Origin of the sequence: Chthonomonas sp. (assembly GCF_035294505.1) — a bacterium.
Taxonomy (GTDB): Bacteria; Armatimonadota; Chthonomonadetes; order Chthonomonadales; family Chthonomonadaceae; genus Chthonomonas.
Genome location: NZ_DATGKU010000125.1, coordinates 1 through 16,132 on the forward strand (window position 1 = coordinate 1; position 16,132 = coordinate 16,132).

Sequence of the window (16,132 nt, forward strand, 5' to 3'; positions counted from 1 at the left end):
CCAAATGAGGTGCTGGGCTTCGCCGTGGAAAACACTTCGAAAATGGCTTTTTTCATTGCCAATCTTACTGCACAACCGCAACAGGTTGCCCTACCAGCACTAAATGGCTCGCTGTCGGTACGTACTCTGGATGAATCCACCCTATCTGAAGCGACATGGACACCGGAAATATTTCGTTCCACCTTCCAAGAGAGAACCTTCTCTGAAGGCGAGCCTTTTCTGCTATCATCCTACGCCTATGTGCGTCTTGATCTAGCTAAAGGAGTTTTCTGAGAATGCGTGCGTTTATTATGGATGCCCCACGACAGGCGAGAATTGGGGAGTGGCCCACACCGGAACCGAAGGCGGGAGAGGTACGTGTGGCCGTTGTGGCAGCAGGTATCTGCGCCGGAGATATCTATATCTATAAAGGCGTGAATCCCTATGTGGTCTACCCGGCTATTGGAGGCCATGAGATCGCCGGTGTGGTGGAAAGCGTTGGGGCCAATGTCGAGGGCCTGCACGAAGGGGATGCCGTGGTCGTGGAGCCTTTTTTGGGGTGTGGTGCTTGCTACCCATGTAGGCAAGGCCGTTCAAACTGCTGCACTAATCTGCAAATTCTGGGTGCCCATCGCCCTGGGGGATATGCAGAGTTCATTGTGGCTCCTGCCACCCATATCCATAAAGTGCCCGAAGGCCTCTCGCTCTTTCAGGCCTCCTTTGCCGAACCGGTTGCCATCGGCGTACACGGATGCCGCCGAGGCGATGTAAAGCCAGGGGAGTATGTGCTTATCCTCGGTTGTGGACCGATCGGTCTGGCGCTCATCGAGGTGGCGCGCGCTTACGGCGCCCATGTGGTGGCTACCGACACCAACCCGGAGCGTGCGGCTATTGCGGAAAAGCTCGGTGCTGCCGTCCTTCCGCATGAGAATCTGCTTGAGACCGTTCGTGAACAGACCAATGGCGAGGGCGCACCGGTCGTTATGGAGGCTACAGGCAATCCGAAGGCAATGGAGATGACGGTAGACCTCGTGGCCTCTGCTGGGCGCATCGTTATCTTAGGCCTGGTGAAACAGGGAACTACGGTAACCCTTCCTGCGTTAGACTTTACCCGTAAAGAGATGACCATCCTCGGATCGAGGGCTTCCGTAAACTGTTTCCCAGAGGCCCTGAGGCTTCTCGCCGGCGGACAGATCACTTATCCTCGTGTCGCCACCGCCTTTTCTATGTGGGAAGCTCCGCAAGTATTCGCCGATCTCACCGAGCATCCCTCTCGTGTGCATAAGGGTGTTCTGACTATCCCTGAGGAGGTGCATCGTGTCTAACCTGGTGGAAAATTCAAACAAAGAGCTGTTTACCGTGCTGCCTCGAGAGAACACCCTGCCGAACCGTATCGTTGAAAATATCGAATCTCTTCTCGAGGAGTCCCGCCTTCAGCCTGGAGACAAATTGCCAACCGAACGAGAACTTGCCCAGCGCTTCGGTGTGAGCCGCACGGTTATTCGAGAAGCTATTGTAGCCTTAGAGGCGAAAGGACTTTTGGAATCGGCTCCAAGAGGTGGCTCGATAGTGCGTCTGCCCGAAGCGCGTACGGTGGCACGCTCTCTCGCCTTTTACCTTCGTCAAGGCACACAGGGCGTTGTTGGTCAACACATTCATGAGGTGCGTCGAACGCTGGAACTCGATATAGCCGAACATGCCGCGTTGCGCCGTACAAAAGAGGATTTAATCGCTTTGAAAGCTCTTCTCGATGAGATGGCCGGACTGGCAGATGCTAGAGACCGTTGGGTGCAAAACGATGTCGAATTTCATCACACCTTGGCCAAAGCAACGCAAAACCCTCTCTATCCCCTTCTGCTGGAGTCCATAGCCGATATCATGCTGCAGGTAAGGCGGTTGGCGGTAAATGTGCGCGGCTCCTTCGAGAACGCACTCGATCATCATCGCGCTATTTTCACCTACATTCAGCGTGGCGATGCCGAAGGGGCAAGACAGGCGATGTGGGAGCACCTCATCGACTCTGAGGAAGTGATGAATCGAGCGCAAATGGCCTTGATGAAGGCAACGGAGGAGAGAGAATGAAGCCCCTGCGGTTTGCCATGTTGGGAGCCGGCTTTTGGGCGCACTACCAACTCTCCGCTTGGCAGGAGCTGGAGGGCGTGGAATGCGTCGCGCTATGTGACCCGATTCAAGAGAAGGCTGAAAACCTCGCACATCGTCACCACGTGTCGCGCGTCTACACCGATCCCGAATCGCTGCTTGCACACGAACGGCTCGATTTTGTTGATATCGTCACACCGCCGGAAACGCATGCCGCTCTGGTTACTCTCTTGCTTGCGCACCGCATCCCCACTATCTGCCAAAAACCGATGGCTACCTCCTACGCGGATGCCGAGAAACTGGTGGCCGCCGCTAAGTCGGCGAATGTACCCTTCTTTATTCACGAAAACTTCCGATGGCAAAAACCTTTCCGGGCCTTAAAGGCCGCGCTAGAGCAGAAACGTATCGGTCGTCCTTTTCGTGCCCGGCTTGAGTGTATTACCGGCTACCCTACCTTTGTTATGCAGCCAGCTCTTAAAGAGCTTGAGCAGTTCATTCTCGCAGATTTGGGCAGTCATATTCTCGATATGGCACGCTGTCTATTTGGAGAGGCTAGCTCGCTCTACTGCCAAACGGCCAGAGTGCACCCCGATATTCGCGGTGAGGACGCTGCCACGGTGATGCTGCGAATGAACTCGACTATGGTAATGGTTCACCTCGCCGAGGCGGAGACACCTCTTGAAAACGACCCGCTTTTTCAAACCCTGGTCTTCATCGAAGGCGAGAAAGGCTCCCTGGAGCTAGGTCTGGATTATCGTGTGCGTGAAACCACCGCGGAAGGCACGTTCGTGAAACGCTTTGCACCAGAAGCGCGTCCGTGGATGCATCCCGACTATCTGCTGGTTCAGTCGGCCCTTATTCCTTGTAATGCCGATCTGCTTGCAGGACTTCAAAGGCGTAAGTCGCCCGAAACGACCGCTGAGGATAACCTCAAAACGATGCAACTTGTCTTCTCTTCTTACGAATCGGCGCGTACCGATAGCGTTATTCATTTTGCCCATACAGAGAAAGGGAAGCTCACATGAAGATACTCATCATTGGGGGTACCGGCCTTATTAGCACCCCTATAACGCATCTTTTAGCCCAACGAGGAGAGGAGGTGTGGCTTTACAACCGAGGTAAAACGGAACGCCCGGTTCCCGCAAATGTGCGAACCATCCACGGCGACCGCACCCAACTCGCAACTTTTGAAGCTCAAATGAAAGAGCTAGGCCCTTTGGATTGCGTTATAGATATGGTTGGCTACCACCCTGAAGAGGCCGAGTGCGCCATTCGCGTTTTTTCAGGGCGGGTAGGCCAATACATCTTTTGTAGCACGGTTGACGTCTATACAAAACCGGCTCCGTCCTATCCCGTCCGGGAAGAGGCACCGCGTAACCCATCCTCCGAATTTAGCTACGCCTATAACAAGGCCATCATGGAAAATCTTTTTCTGCAGGCGCACGAACGCGGCGACCTCTGTGTCACCATTTTGCGTCCGGCAGCAACCTATCATGACCGTGGCACGGTGCTCTATTCTTTGGGGGCGGGCAGCGCCCACCTTGACCGCCTGCGCAAAGCAAAGCCGATTATCGTGCATGGGGACGGCACCTCTCTGTGGTGCTATTGTCATGCGGAAGACGTTGCCAGAGCGTTTGTCAACGCAGTTGGTAACCCCAAAGCCTTTGGCAGTGCCTACAATGTAGCGGGGGAGGAGGTGATGACTTGGAAACAGCATCATGAGCGGGCTGCCGAGGCTATAGGGGCGCCTCCGCCTACTTTCGTGGCGATTCCCACGCACCTGCTCGTGCAACTTTCTCCAAAACGCGCTTGGATCACGAAAGTCAATTTTTCTTACAATAACATCTTTGATAACTCACCAGCGCAAGCTGACCTTGGCTTTCGCTATACCATCTCCTTCACAGAGGGAGTGCAGCGTATGGCCGCTTGGTACGAAGCCAACGGTGGATTTGAAAACAGCGATGCCGACACCGAGTACGAGACTGTGCTGCAGCGATGGCGCCGGCTCGAATCGCTGCTGGAGAAAGAGGCGTTATGAGCAACGCAAACGCTTTTCTCGAAAGTCTCTTCTCGCTAAACAATCGCGTTGCGCTCGTAACCGGAGCCAGCAGCGGCATCGGGCGTGCCATCGCCGTTGGGCTTGCAAAGGCCGGTGCTCATGTTGCCCTGCAGGGACGCTCACTAGAAAGATTGCATGAAACCGCGCATCAGATAGAACAAGCCAACGGTTCTGCCTCTGTTTTCCCTGCAGACCTCGCCGATGAAACGGCCTGTCGCCATCTCATGGAAGAGGTTGTTAGGCGATGTGGCCATATGGATATACTCATCAATAATGCTGGCATGAATCGCCGTAATCCCGTAGTCCGTGCTACCCCTCATGAGTTCGAGGAGGTGATAGCAGTGAACCTGAAGGCCCCTTTTCTCCTCTCCCAGGCCGCCTATCCTTCTCTGAAGGCGAGCGGCAACGGCAAGGTGGTTCTTGTGGGATCGATCACCTCTGTTTGGGGGCTTGGTGGCGTGGGCGTATACGGCATGAGTAAAGCAGCACTGCTTCAGCTCACGCGCACTCTCGCGGTAGAGTGGGCGCGAGATAATATCCAGGTGAACTGTCTTATCCCCGGTTTTATCCTTACCCCCCTTACTGAAGAGTCTATATGGGGTGACCCGAAGCGCCGTCGCTGGTTAACCGAGCGTATCCCTATGGGGCGACCAGGCCAACCCGAAGAGCTTGTGGGGGCGGTCATCTATCTCTGTTCGCAGGCTTCCGCTTACACAACCGGACAGGCCTTCGTTGTGGATGGCGGCTTTCTGGCCGGAGGATGGTGGGATGACTGGGAGGAGAGCTGCGAAAATGACCCCTAGCGTTCCCTTATGCGTTCATGCTACGGCTCCGGCAAAGGTGATTCTTTTCGGGGAGCACGCCATCAATAGGGGGCAACCCGCCGTTGCCACGGCCGTTGGCCTCTATACGCGTTGTGAGTTGAGAGTGGAAGGCTCGCATATCTTTCTGACAGGAGGCGGCAAACAGTCTCTCTTTTCACGCGAAGAAGTTCTCTCCCTAACGCATCAGATAGAGGACTTGAGAAAGCATGAGAAATATGACGACATACGTCGTATAAAACTTGATAACTATTTTGCTCCCGCCCTCTATCTTCTCGGCTATGCTTTTGGTGATAGTCTCCCTCAGGGGCTTCGTATCGAGTGGCAGAGCAGCATTCCTGCCTCCTCTGGGTTAGGCTCTGGAGGCGCGGCCTTTACTGCGCTGGCAGCGGCGGTGGCACCTCTGTTACAAGCGGAAAATGACCTTCTGCGTCGTGCCGACTGGGCGCATCACGGCGATATCGTGGCTCACGGTGGCATCGCCTCCGCCCTCGACACGCAAACGTCGCTGTTAGGCGGGGTCATCGGCTATTCCGGTAAAGGGTTAGCACGCTCCTTGCTGTTTTCTCCTGGACTCGACCTCGTTATTGCCCACACGGGAGTGAATGCCGCCACCGCCGAGGTTAACCGCGCGCTTAAACAACGCGAGGCCGAAAACCCTCGCCGTTTTAAAACCTACTTCGAAACCATCGGAGAGCTGGCTCACTCTGCGGAGCCTCTCCTGGCACAAGGCAACTGGCAGCAGCTAGGACATCTGCTATGGCTTAATCAGCTTGTTTTGGAAAAGGCCGGCGTCTCCTGCCCGGAAATAGAGGCGCTCGTTCGTGTGGCCCTAGATGCCGGCGCCTATGGGGCCAAATTAGCCGGATCGGGTGGAGGCGGCATCGTGATCGCCCTGGTCTCCCCCGCAGTCAAGGAGGCCGTTATTTCGGCACTTCGGAAGACCTGTACGGAAATTTATGCCCCCTCCATCGGTGTGGAAGGAGCAAAAATAGAGAAAATAGAGGAGAAACGATGAACTTTCAGATCATTGACCTTACCCATGTTCTTCTTCCAGGAGAGGAGCAGTACTCGGTTGAGATAAAGCAGCGCGGCAAGCCTAGAGAGACCCCAACCGGCGATATTATGCATGACGTCTACATGTGGTCCCATTCCGGTACCCATGTCGAGGTGTCGTTGCACTTTTATGCCGGTGGCAAAGACACAGCAAGCTTCCCTGCCGAGCGGTTTATGGGGCCGGCCATTCGCCTTGACTTTCGCCATAAACAGAAAGATGAACCGATCACCCTGCAAGATTTCCAACAAGCAGGCGATATTCGTCTTGGTGACATCGTGATCCTGTGGGAGGGGCGCGACCATCTCTATCGCACGAAAGATTCACACGCACGTCCCTATGTCAGCGAAGAGGCCGCCGAATGGCTGGTCTACGACCGAAAAATTAAGTTGCTTGGAACCGACTCCTCCGGCTTTGAGGTGCGTGGGGGACACAAAGACCACCCGAACCATCATCTCTTCTTCAAAGAGGGCAACGATATTCCTGTGGTAGAGTGCCTTTGCAACCTCGACAAAATCCCCACCCAGCGCTTCTTCTTTATCGGGTTGCCGCTGCCTGTGAAGGGGCTGGATGCGTCGCCGATTCGCGCGGTAGCCCTCGTGGGAACCCCTTTCACGGAGTAGAAGATGATTCGCATCGGATCTGCGCTTTTTAATGCCGACCATAGCCGCCTTGGAGAAGAGCTGCTTCAGACGGAGGCGGCCGGCATAGACTTCTTTCATTTCGACGTATTCGACGGCTATTTCACGCCCGACCAGGCCTTTGCGCCTAAAACCATTGCCACCCTACGCCCGCTCTCGCAGAAGCCATTCGAGGTTCATCTCGCCGTGCAAGAGCCTCTGCGTTTTCTTCAACCTCTTGCCGATGCAGGCGTTAACCTCATCTTTCTTCCGGCCGAAAGCACACCCCTACTTTATGAAACTATCTATGCGGTGCGCGAGAGAGGGTTGAAGGTGGGGCTTTGCTTGGCTCTGGGAACCTCGCTTAGTGTACTGGATGCTACTCTGCCTTTTCTGGATGCTGTGCTGTTGCTAGGCCGTGTTACCGGCGAAGGACAACGTGGGCGTAGCTTTCAAAATCTCACATTAGAGCGCATACGTGAGGTGCGCAAGCGGATAGATGCTCTTGGGCTTCCCATAGATTTGCAGGCTGCAGGGGGTCTAGAAACACCGCACTGTGTGGAAGTGTGCCGTGCAGGGGCGAGTTCGCTACCTATTGGGGCCGCTTTGCATCGTGAAAGCGATAAAGCCGCCTGGTTGGCGCACCTACGTCAGCTTTTGGAGCCGTCTCAACCCACAACCCCATCCATCTCTACACCCTCTGCTTCGGGCGTAGCGAGGTTTGAGGTGCTTGTGGCCTCTCGCTCATTTGGCAAAAACTGCCCGGAGGTCATCGAAAAGCTGAAGGCGGCCGGTTGTATTTTAACCGGTTTTGAGCTGGAGCGCGCGCCTACAGAGGAGGAGCTGTTAAGTCGTATTGGTACGGCCGATGTCCTTATCTCCGGCACAGAGCCGGTTACCTCGCGGGTTATCGAGGCCGCTCCGAAGCTCAAACTGATCGCCAAACATGGAGTCGGCTATGAAAACATCGCTCTCGAGGCGGCAAGGGCACGCCATATTCCTGTTACTCTTACGGGCAGCGCCATTGCCGAGTCGGTGGCAGAGCTTGCCTTTGGCTTTATGTTGGCTTTGGCGCGCCAACTGCCGCAAGGCGATGCCGCCGTAAAAGCCGGACAGTGGCGACGTTTTGTGGGCGTGGAACTAAAAGGCAAAACTCTTGGGATTGTGGGACTTGGGCAGATCGGCAAAACGCTCTGCCGACGCGCCAAAGCGTTTGAAATGAACGTAGTCGCCACAGAAGCCCAGCCCGATCAAAACTTTGTAACCTCTTGGGGGGTGGAGCTGATGCCTCTTGAAACGCTGCTAGAGAGGGCCGACTTTGTCTCCTTGCACGTGCCGGTCACGCCGCAAACTCAAAGGCTTATCGGTAGGCCGCAACTGCAGTGCATGAAACCTACCGCCTATCTCATCAATACCTCGCGAGGAGAGTTGGTAGACGAGGAAGCGCTCTATCAGGCTTTAAAAGAGGGCCGGATCGCCGGGGCGGCTTCCGATGTGTTTTTAAAAGAGCCGCCCGGAAAACATCCTCTCCTTTCGCTGCCCAACTTCATCGCGATGCCCCACTGTGGAGGCCAGACCCAAGAAGGGTTGCGCCGCATGGGCGAAAGCGTTGCGGAAAACGTGCTCCGCGTTCTTCACGGGCAAGAACCACTCTACCGTATTGTCTAAAATCTGCAAAAAGGTGAAACCAGGTTTATGAGATTAAAAGTCAGTGATAACCGCCGATTCCTTGTCTATGAAGACGGAACGCCCTTCTTCTACCTAGGCGATACCGCCTGGGAGCTGTTTCATCGCCTTACCTTTGAAGAGGCCAAGCACTATCTGCACGATCGCGCTGCAAAAGGCTTTACCGTCATCCAAGCTGTCGCCCTGGCCGAATTCGACGGCCTCAACGAGCCAAATCGCTATGGACATACCCCCCTGCACAACAACGACCCCACCAAGCCGAATGAGGACTACTTTGCCCACGTTGATCGAGTGGTGCAGTATGCGGAATCGCTGGGGCTAACCATCGGAATGCTGCCCACCTGGGGCGATAAATGGAACAAAAAGTGGGGTGTTGGTCCCGAAATCTTTACCCCTGAAAATGCACGAGCCTACGGCGAGTTTCTCGGCAAACGATACCGAAACGCCTCGCTCATCTGGATATTGGGTGGCGATAGACCGGTAGAAACCGATACCCATCGCGCTATTCTGCGCGCTCTGGCAGAGGGGCTTGCTAGCGGCGATGCCGGGGCGCATCTGCGCACGTTTCATCCCCCCGGCACACACTCCTCCATAGAATATCTCCCCGATGAACCCTGGTTAGATTTCCATATGTATCAGACCGGCCATGGGCGCGAACGGTCTACCTGGCAACTGCTGGCTCAAGACTATGCCCACCAACCCACCAAACCCTGTCTAGATGGAGAGCCGGGATATGAAGACCACCCAATAGACTTTAATCCTCAAAAAGGCTACCTCGATGCCAACGACGTGCGACGCTTTGCCTACTGGGCGGTGTTTTCCGGGGCGTTCGGCCACACCTACGGCTGCCACGATATTTGGCAATTCTTCGATCCCACACTGCATCCGCCCATCAGCTGGGCGCGCACGCCGTGGAGAGAGGCGCTCCATCTGCCGGGAGCCGGCCAGATGCGCCATCTTCGCAGGCTCATCGAGTCGCGCCCCTTCCTAAGCCGAATTCCAGACCAAAGCCTTTTTGCTGCCGATGCCAACGATCCGCTTCATCATATCGCCGTCACGCGCGATCGAGAAAACCGTTATGCGCTCTTCTACCTGCCTTACGGCGGGCGCTTTGTAGCGAACCTAAGGCCTTTGGCGGAGCAGCGCTTTCGCGCCCAATGGTTCGATCCGCGTACCGGCATTCACCACCTTTTAGGGGAGATCGGAGCTGGAGGCGAGATAGAGTTCGTTGCGCCCTCCGCAGGCAAAGGGGAAGACTGGGTACTTGTGCTTGATAAGGTGTAACCACCAGTACTCTCATGGCTCCATGATGCGCGCGCACAAGCGGCAGCAGCCGTTGCGTAGCTTAGGGACGAGCGCCTATCCATGGGCCTCCCATGCGGTTCTCAATTGGCCTCGTGAGGACATGAGGGCTGTCGTGGTGGGGTGAACAGCAGCTCCTGCCGAACGTGTGTGCCCTAGCGTAAGGGATGACGGCGTTGACCGCCGAGGCACTTCTGCCCGCCGCATGGTAGGTTGGCCGGCGTTCCTATCCGCTCAATCAGCCCACGCGATATGGTAGGGGTAGGCACAAGACCTACCCCTCGATAAGCCCATCCAGTTTGCCCTCTCTAGCCCATCCGGTCGTCCTGGCGGATGAGGGGGAAGAGCGTCGGCCACGAGCGCAGCGCTGTTGGCCTTGATAAGAAGAGACGATTAAATTAAGTGAATACTGTTGGTTTAAGTGAATACTGTTGGTGTCTGAGCCCTCAACGGGGTTTTGAATAGAAAAAAGGGTTATAGTTAGTTGCCAAAGGAGATCAAGCGTTAGCTTACTTGTAAAAGTTGCTGAAAAATGATATAATCAGCTTGAGTCCCCATAGTTGTATCAAAGGGTGACCCTGTTATGATGCTGTTGTACCGGTTGTTTCCGCTGTTCGGGGCTGGCGAGAACGGAACTTGTCGAAATGAACTTCGATCCACCACAGATGGGGCATGGCTTAGAAAACCTCGAGGGGTTTCACGATCCCTCGCTACCCTCCATCTCAAAAGCATCCACGACTTCGCTCCCAAAAACCGCGCGGCGTGCCCGCCTTTACGATCTGGTCTTCGGGGTAGGACTGGTGGCGCTCTTCGCCTACGCCCTGCACAAGCCTTTCCATCCGCATGAGTTTGGGGTTTGGGGCATCGCCACCCTGCTGTTGCTGCTGGTCAGCTCTCTCCCTCTTGTCGACTCGAACTATCGCCCGTTCACCTTCACCGGCCCAACCGCCTTTGGCCTGGCCATATGGATATCGCCTGGGGTAGCTGCGGCGAGCGCCCTCGCCGCCCACTTCCTACGGGCACGGTTTTGGGTAAAAGGCGGAGCCTATCGAGGCTACACGCGTTTTCAGGGCGGCCAACTCGCATTGGCCTCCCTGGCCGTTGCGATTTTTTGGAATCGGTTGCCGGTGCGCTTCGCCCCCAACGACCTCTCTCATGTGCTCTCTTTGGGCTTGCTTGCCGCTTGCATCTTTGTTGGGCTTGAACTTGCCCTATCGCTTCTGGCCCCACCACCGCGCGTTAAGCGGGTGGAGATGCGGCGTAACCTCGCGATGAACACTCTCGTTTACAGCGTGGGGCTTCTTCCCATTCTCTTACTCATTCCCCTCCGGCTTGCCTACGGCCCCATCGTCTGCCTGCCTGTGGGGCTTCTGCTGCTGCTTGCCGCCGCGACCCTGCGCCTTAGCCATGAGGTGAACGGGTTGCATCGTCAGCTTCAAATCGCCGAAGCTTTAGGCCGGGCCGGGCTAAAAGCGGCCGGCTCCGAACGCCCCGAACAGCTTCTCGAACGATTTCTTAAGCTCGCTCAGGAGCTGCTGCAGTGCGAGCGCTCCCTCGTTTGGCTGCCGGAAGCCGGCACAGGCGATTTCTATCCCGCCGTTGCCCTTCCCGACAAAGGCCCCTTTGCCGGTAGGAAGTACCACTTCGGGCACGGATTAGTAGGCCACGCAGCCGCCCGCGTGCGCCCTCGCCTCATCTTGGATGCCGCCACCGACGTCCATCGCGCCCATCATGAGATGGCCTCCGGCTCCTGGATTCTCTATCCCATTGTGGTAAGGGAGCAGATACTGGGCGTCGCGCATTGGGTGCGCCCGGCAAGCAATCCCTTTTTGCTTGAGGATTTAGAGCGCCTTGAAGCCCTCATGCCGCTGGCCACCATCGCCCTCGAAAACTTTTTCGTCCACGAACAGATACGCATCCAGGCCATCTCCGATGGCCTTACGGGCCTTTGGAATCAGCGCCACACCATGGAACTGCTTCGGGAGGAACTGCAGCGTGCTGCGCGTTACCACCGCACCTTCTCCATTCTTATGCTCGATGTGGATAGCTTCAAGAGCTTCAACGATACCTATGGGCATCTTCAAGGCGATCAGCTTCTGCGTAGCATCGCCACCGTGTTGCGCACAAGCGTGCGCTCCGTAGACCATGTGGGGCGCTACGGAGGCGAAGAGTTTCTGGTGATTCTACCGGAAACCGGAAAGCACGAAGCCTGCTTGCTGGCCGAACGTCTTCGCGCGGCTGTGGAAGAGTACGGGGTCATTCTCACCGATAGAGGCCCTGTGCGACGTACCGTTAGCATTGGTGTGGCGGCCTACCCGGAAGATGCCCTTAACCCAGCCGAGCTGATCGAACGGGCCGATGAAGCCCTCTATCGCGCGAAACGCGCCGGCAAAAACTGTGTGATCTGGGCGTGAGGAAAATGTCACGACGCACGAACAAAGATAGGGGTTTCAGAGCAACCCGTCGTGAACTCTTGGTGACCTCGCTCGGCCTGCTGATCTCGCCCAATAATTCCGAGGAGGGCATGTCCGTGCAGCGAACAACAACTTCCAACGAAAAGAACGATATAGAGAAAAGTATTGCGCTTTTGATTGAACAGCACCATCTCTCGCTGACCGAAGCGCAGCGCCGTCTGTTGCCACAGCAACTGCAGGAATTAAAAGCGACCATCCTGGCGCTCCGCAAATTCCCTCTGCAAGATGGAGATAGCGAGCCTGCCACCCTCCTGCCGATCTTTCCTTTGGGCCGTCGTCCCGTCTGAAAGCCCCTACCGATGTCAGAGATTCCGCTTCATTATCTTAGCGCGGTTGAACTGGGGAGGCTGATTCGAGAGAAGAGGCTCTCTTCGGTCGAGTTAACGCGCCTTTACCTGGAACGGTTGGAAAAGATCGGTCGTTCGCTGAACGCCGTGGCCGAGCTAACTCCCGAACTGGCCCTCGCCCAAGCGCGTCAGGCGGATGAGGAGCTTGCCAAAGGCTACAGCCGTGGCCCTCTCCACGGCGTGCCCTACGGCGCCAAAGACCTTTTGGCCACAAAAAATATCCCCACACGGTGGGGATCGCCTGCCCATAAAGACCAGATTTTCAACTACGATGCCACCGTCATTCGCAAGCTGCGCGAGGCCGGCGCGGTGCTGGTGGCCAAACTAAGCATGATCGAGCTGGCCGGAGGTGGGGGCTACGACTCCCCCGCAGCGTCGTTGGAGGGGCCTTGTCGCTGCCCATGGAACCCCAGCCGATGGGCCGGCGGTTCCTCCTCGGGCTCTGGGGCCGCCGTGAGTGCCGGCCTGGTCGGTTTTGCCTTAGGTACGGAGACCTGGGGCAGCATCACCGTGCCCGCCGCTTTCTGCGGCATTAGCGGTCTGCGCCCTACCTACGGAAGAGTAAGCCGCCACGGCGCGATGACGCTCTGTTGGACTCTCGATAAGATCGGCCCCATGGCACGCTCTGCCGAAGATTGCGGCTTTATTCTGCAGGCGATCGCCGGCCCAGACCCGCTCGATGCCACCTGTGCTCCCATCGGCTTTCGATTCCGTGCCCAGCCGCTTGTAAGCCGCAGACGACGCCCTATTCGACTCGGTGTGCTGCCGCACGACACCTCTAAGGTTCCTGAGGTTCAAAAAGCCTTTGAGGAGGCTTTGGCCGTGTTCCGGGAACGAAACTTTCACATAGAAGAGGCCTCCTATCCACCCGATATTCCCTACAACGAAGCCGCATCGCTCATCGTAATGGCGGAAGGCTCGGCCGCCTTTGAAGGGCTTATCCGCAGCGAACGCCTGCAACTCCTGGCCGACCCTCAGCAGCAGGCAGGCCTTATTGCCGGGCTTTCCATCTCCTCTGCCGACTATCTGCGTGCCCAGCGCATTCGCAAAATAGCCATCCAGGCCCTCAACGCGCTCTGGGCGCGTTTCGACCTCCTTATTGCGCCCACCCTTCTCACCGTGGCACCCGAAGTCTCCAAACCCCTCAGCGCCGGCACAGAGCCTTGGGGTGGAAACGGGGGGCCGGGCAATCTGGCCGGTTGGCCGTCGCTTTCCATCCCTATGGGCTTTGGAAAAGAGAACCTGCCGCTTGGGCTTGAAATCATCGGCCCTCCAGGCGGTGAAGAGGCCATTCTTGCCCTCGGGATGACCTATCAACGAGAGACCGATTGGCATAGAAAGCATCCAAGTTTATGAAAGCTCTTTTCTTTTCGTCTCTCTGCCTGCTGCTCATCGGTTGGCAAGCGCCTTCCATTGCGCCCTCTTCGGGCGGTAAAACACCTCCGGTGGTCTCGCCAAAGGCCGTCAAAAAACGCAGCTCCAACATCGTTCAAGGCTCCATCCTGAAGATGGATGCCGAGGCGCTTACCCTGCATATTGGCGGCGGTGTGGAAACCGTGCATCTCACCGACCAGACGCGCTACTGGCGCAATCGGCAAGCCGTAACTCGCGACGCCTTTAAGGAGGGGCAAACGGTAATCGCCCACCTGCGTCGCTCTCGTGGCGAGAGCCGCCGCCTTGTTGTAGACCTGGCCGATCCCCAAAGTTGGCGATGGCTACAGCACCTGCGTCGCGACATCGTGGAAGCCACCTTTGAATCCGCCACGGAAGACCAGCTGCAGGTGCGATTGAACGGCGCAAACATAGACTTCGCTTACGGCCTGAGCGATGATACCTTGTGGGGCATTAAAGGCTCTCAAGTACCCGCCAACCCTTTTCGCCCCGGGGACAGAATATGGATCGTTCCCCGCGCCCGTTCCGATGGCGGCATAGTGGCGCGCGCCGTGGCCGATACGCATCATCAGGCCCTGCTGCTTAAGGAACAGTTGGCCACCACCCTACACGGCAAGATTGTGGCGGTGGATAGCCAAGCCCATACCTTTACCCTGCAAACGGAGTTAGGGGAACGACGCACGCTCGACATGCCTATCCCCACCGAAACGGCCCGTGCGCGAACCTCCCACACAAAAGCGCTAGAGGAGGGCGAGTTGAAACCGGGGCTTTTGGTGACGGTGCATCTGCAGCACAAACGTGACGGCACCGTGCTGGTGCGCAGCATCACGCTTCAAGCGGCTAGGCATCGGCGAAAATAGAGGAGCCGATGCGGACAAAAGGGCGTTGCGCTGAATCGTTACGGTTCGGCACCGGCCAAAAGCTCCACGATCACCGAATCGGTAATGGGGAGGCCTTTGGTGCTGACGCGCAGCCTATCGTCGTTCCACTCAAGCAGGCCTTGCTGCACGAGCTTCTCAATCCCGCGTCTATAGCGGGCGAGAGGGTCGAGGCCGAATCGGTCGCGTAGGGCGTTGAGTGAGATGCCGGCGCGAAGGCGCAGACCCAGCAAAAGGGTTTCGTCTAACGCCCGCGGAGGGGCCAGACACTCCTCTTCCACGCAGAGGTTTTCGCCGCTTTTCATCTTCTGCACATAACGTTGCGGGAGGCGCTCACGCTTCCAACGTCGCCCTCCCACATAAGAGACGGCTCCGGGGCCTACACCCAGATACTCCTCGTTGTGCCAATAAACGAGGTTGTGACGACAGGCAAACCCGGGAAGAGAGAAGTTGCTGATCTCGTAGTGCACATAGCCGGCCTGCAACAAGCGTTGCTGCGCATATTCATACATCGCTACAACGGTGTCGTCATCGGGTAAGACCAACCGGCCTCCAACATGGAGGCGCTCGAAGCGGGTGCCCGGCTCAATGGTAAGGGCGTAGAGGGAGAGATGCTCTGGGGCAAGCTGAACGGCCTGTTCAAGAGTGGCTTGCCAAAGAGGCAGAGTCTGTTTCGGAAGGCCAAACATCAGGTCGAGATTCACGTTTGTAAAGCCAGCCTCTCGTGCGGCATGGTAGGCGTGCACGGCCTCTGCAGTGGTATGGAAGCGATCGAGCGCGGTAAGTAAAGCGTTATCGAAAGCCTGGATACCGATGCTAATGCGGTTGAATCCGAGGGCGTGCATGGCGGCGAATTTGGCGACATCTGCCGAGGTAGGGTTCGCTTCACTGGAGATTTCGGCGTCGGGCAATAGGGGAAAATGAGAGCGAATCGTTGCCATAAGCTCTGTAAGCTGTTCAACGCTTAAGAAGGTGGGGGTGCCGCCTCCAAAGTAGATGGTGGCAAGCGGGCGTTCGCACAGCGGCTTGCCTTCTACGCGCTCGTGGCTTGCTTTGGCAATATCAAGGCCGATTGCCTCCACCGTCTCCTTAACCAGAGCGCTCTGGGCCGGTTCCACATAGGTGTTAAAGTCGCAGTAGGCGCAATGGTGAACGCAAAAAGGGATGTGCACGTACAGTGAAAGCGGTTTTGTCATAGGTAAGACCTTAACTCAAAGCGACATGACGGGCATGGATCCATTTTTGCGATTCTACCTTACTTTGCTTATCGAAGCAGACAGCCCAATGAGAGAGGGCGTAGATTCCCTTGTTTCCGACGTATCAAGAAGAGATCGCCTCTCAACGTTTGGATAGATGTTGCTGCAAGGCGATGTTGACAAAGGCCCTGATAGTGTGATATAATGTAGTTTCGTGCGCGGAG

Annotated in this window: 15 protein-coding genes; 14 read left to right on the forward strand and 1 reads right to left on the reverse strand. The window is 56.5% G+C overall.

What is annotated here, in order from left to right; genetic code table 11:
* From VKV18_RS07400 to VKV18_RS07465, 14 genes are all read left to right on the forward strand, one after another.
* Positions 1 to 273 (forward strand): hypothetical protein (locus tag VKV18_RS07400; protein ID WP_324203572.1); only part of this gene is annotated, 273 nt, incomplete at its 5' end.
* A 2-nt stretch (positions 274 to 275) separates the two neighbouring features.
* Positions 276 to 1,304: a zinc-binding alcohol dehydrogenase family protein gene (locus VKV18_RS07405; RefSeq protein WP_324203573.1), complete on the forward strand. Its 1,029-nt coding sequence runs from the start codon at positions 276 to 278 to the stop codon at positions 1,302 to 1,304.
* A complete protein-coding gene (locus tag VKV18_RS07410; RefSeq protein ID WP_324203574.1) occupies positions 1,297 to 2,061 on the forward strand; it encodes a FadR/GntR family transcriptional regulator in 765 nt (254 codons plus the stop codon). The genes VKV18_RS07405 and VKV18_RS07410 overlap by 8 nt, the downstream gene beginning before the upstream one ends.
* A complete protein-coding gene (locus VKV18_RS07415) occupies positions 2,058 to 3,104 on the forward strand; it encodes a Gfo/Idh/MocA family oxidoreductase (protein WP_324203575.1) in 1,047 nt (348 codons plus the stop codon). Before VKV18_RS07410 ends, VKV18_RS07415 begins: the two co-directional genes overlap by 4 nt.
* Complete coding sequence (locus VKV18_RS07420) at positions 3,101 to 4,117, forward strand: NAD-dependent epimerase/dehydratase family protein (RefSeq protein ID WP_324203576.1); 1,017 nt, start codon at positions 3,101 to 3,103, stop codon at positions 4,115 to 4,117. Before VKV18_RS07415 ends, VKV18_RS07420 begins: the two co-directional genes overlap by 4 nt.
* On the forward strand, positions 4,114 to 4,941 hold the full coding sequence (locus VKV18_RS07425) for an SDR family oxidoreductase (protein ID WP_324203577.1): 828 nt from the start codon (positions 4,114 to 4,116) through the stop codon (positions 4,939 to 4,941). Before VKV18_RS07420 ends, VKV18_RS07425 begins: the two co-directional genes overlap by 4 nt.
* On the forward strand, positions 4,931 to 5,977 hold the full coding sequence (gene mvk, locus VKV18_RS07430; RefSeq protein WP_324203578.1) for a mevalonate kinase: 1,047 nt from the start codon (positions 4,931 to 4,933) through the stop codon (positions 5,975 to 5,977). The genes VKV18_RS07425 and mvk overlap by 11 nt, the downstream gene beginning before the upstream one ends.
* The gene (locus VKV18_RS07435) at positions 5,974 to 6,636 is read left to right on the forward strand and encodes a cyclase family protein (protein WP_324203579.1); all 663 of its coding nucleotides are present in this window, start codon (positions 5,974 to 5,976) and stop codon (positions 6,634 to 6,636) included. The genes mvk and VKV18_RS07435 overlap by 4 nt, the downstream gene beginning before the upstream one ends.
* Before the next feature lie 3 nt (positions 6,637 to 6,639).
* Complete coding sequence (locus tag VKV18_RS07440; RefSeq protein WP_324203580.1) at positions 6,640 to 8,301, forward strand: NAD(P)-dependent oxidoreductase; 1,662 nt, start codon at positions 6,640 to 6,642, stop codon at positions 8,299 to 8,301.
* Between the two features lie 27 nt (positions 8,302 to 8,328).
* Positions 8,329 to 9,603: a glycoside hydrolase family 140 protein gene (locus tag VKV18_RS07445; protein ID WP_324203581.1), complete on the forward strand. Its 1,275-nt coding sequence runs from the start codon at positions 8,329 to 8,331 to the stop codon at positions 9,601 to 9,603.
* 662 nt (positions 9,604 to 10,265) lie between these two features.
* On the forward strand, positions 10,266 to 12,035 hold the full coding sequence (locus VKV18_RS07450) for a sensor domain-containing diguanylate cyclase (protein WP_324203582.1): 1,770 nt from the start codon (positions 10,266 to 10,268) through the stop codon (positions 12,033 to 12,035).
* Between the two features lie 116 nt (positions 12,036 to 12,151).
* Entirely contained in the window at positions 12,152 to 12,382 is a 231-nt protein-coding gene (locus VKV18_RS07455; RefSeq protein ID WP_324203583.1) for a hypothetical protein, read from the forward strand.
* Between the two features lie 12 nt (positions 12,383 to 12,394).
* Entirely contained in the window at positions 12,395 to 13,798 is a 1,404-nt protein-coding gene (locus VKV18_RS07460; RefSeq protein ID WP_324203584.1) for an amidase, read from the forward strand.
* The gene (locus tag VKV18_RS07465) at positions 13,795 to 14,694 is read left to right on the forward strand and encodes a hypothetical protein (RefSeq protein ID WP_324203585.1); all 900 of its coding nucleotides are present in this window, start codon (positions 13,795 to 13,797) and stop codon (positions 14,692 to 14,694) included. Before VKV18_RS07460 ends, VKV18_RS07465 begins: the two co-directional genes overlap by 4 nt.
* Positions 14,695 to 14,732: 38 nt before the next feature.
* Here VKV18_RS07465 and hemW read toward each other — a convergent pair whose 3' ends face one another.
* Positions 14,733 to 15,908 (reverse strand): radical SAM family heme chaperone HemW, encoded by a 1,176-nt coding sequence (gene hemW, locus VKV18_RS07470; RefSeq protein ID WP_324203586.1) that lies wholly within the window; start codon positions 15,906 to 15,908, stop codon positions 14,733 to 14,735.
* Between the last annotated feature and the right edge of the window lie 224 nt (positions 15,909 to 16,132).

Coding starts and splice junctions, on each gene's coding strand:
- VKV18_RS07415 (WP_324203575.1), top strand. CDS start 2,058: ATGAAGCCCCTGCGGTTTGCCATGTTGGGAGCCGGCTTTTGGGCGCAC.
- VKV18_RS07425 (WP_324203577.1), top strand. CDS start 4,114: ATGAGCAACGCAAACGCTTTTCTCGAAAGTCTCTTCTCGCTAAACAAT.
- VKV18_RS07405 (WP_324203573.1), top strand. CDS start 276: ATGCGTGCGTTTATTATGGATGCCCCACGACAGGCGAGAATTGGGGAG.
- VKV18_RS07420 (WP_324203576.1), top strand. CDS start 3,101: ATGAAGATACTCATCATTGGGGGTACCGGCCTTATTAGCACCCCTATA.
- VKV18_RS07445 (WP_324203581.1), top strand. CDS start 8,329: ATGAGATTAAAAGTCAGTGATAACCGCCGATTCCTTGTCTATGAAGAC.
- VKV18_RS07460 (WP_324203584.1), top strand. CDS start 12,395: ATGTCAGAGATTCCGCTTCATTATCTTAGCGCGGTTGAACTGGGGAGG.
- VKV18_RS07465 (WP_324203585.1), top strand. CDS start 13,795: ATGAAAGCTCTTTTCTTTTCGTCTCTCTGCCTGCTGCTCATCGGTTGG.
- VKV18_RS07450 (WP_324203582.1), top strand. CDS start 10,266: ATGAACTTCGATCCACCACAGATGGGGCATGGCTTAGAAAACCTCGAG.
- VKV18_RS07440 (WP_324203580.1), top strand. CDS start 6,640: ATGATTCGCATCGGATCTGCGCTTTTTAATGCCGACCATAGCCGCCTT.
- VKV18_RS07435 (WP_324203579.1), top strand. CDS start 5,974: ATGAACTTTCAGATCATTGACCTTACCCATGTTCTTCTTCCAGGAGAG.
- mvk (WP_324203578.1), top strand. CDS start 4,931: ATGACCCCTAGCGTTCCCTTATGCGTTCATGCTACGGCTCCGGCAAAG.
- hemW (WP_324203586.1), bottom strand. CDS start 15,908: ATGACAAAACCGCTTTCACTGTACGTGCACATCCCTTTTTGCGTTCAC.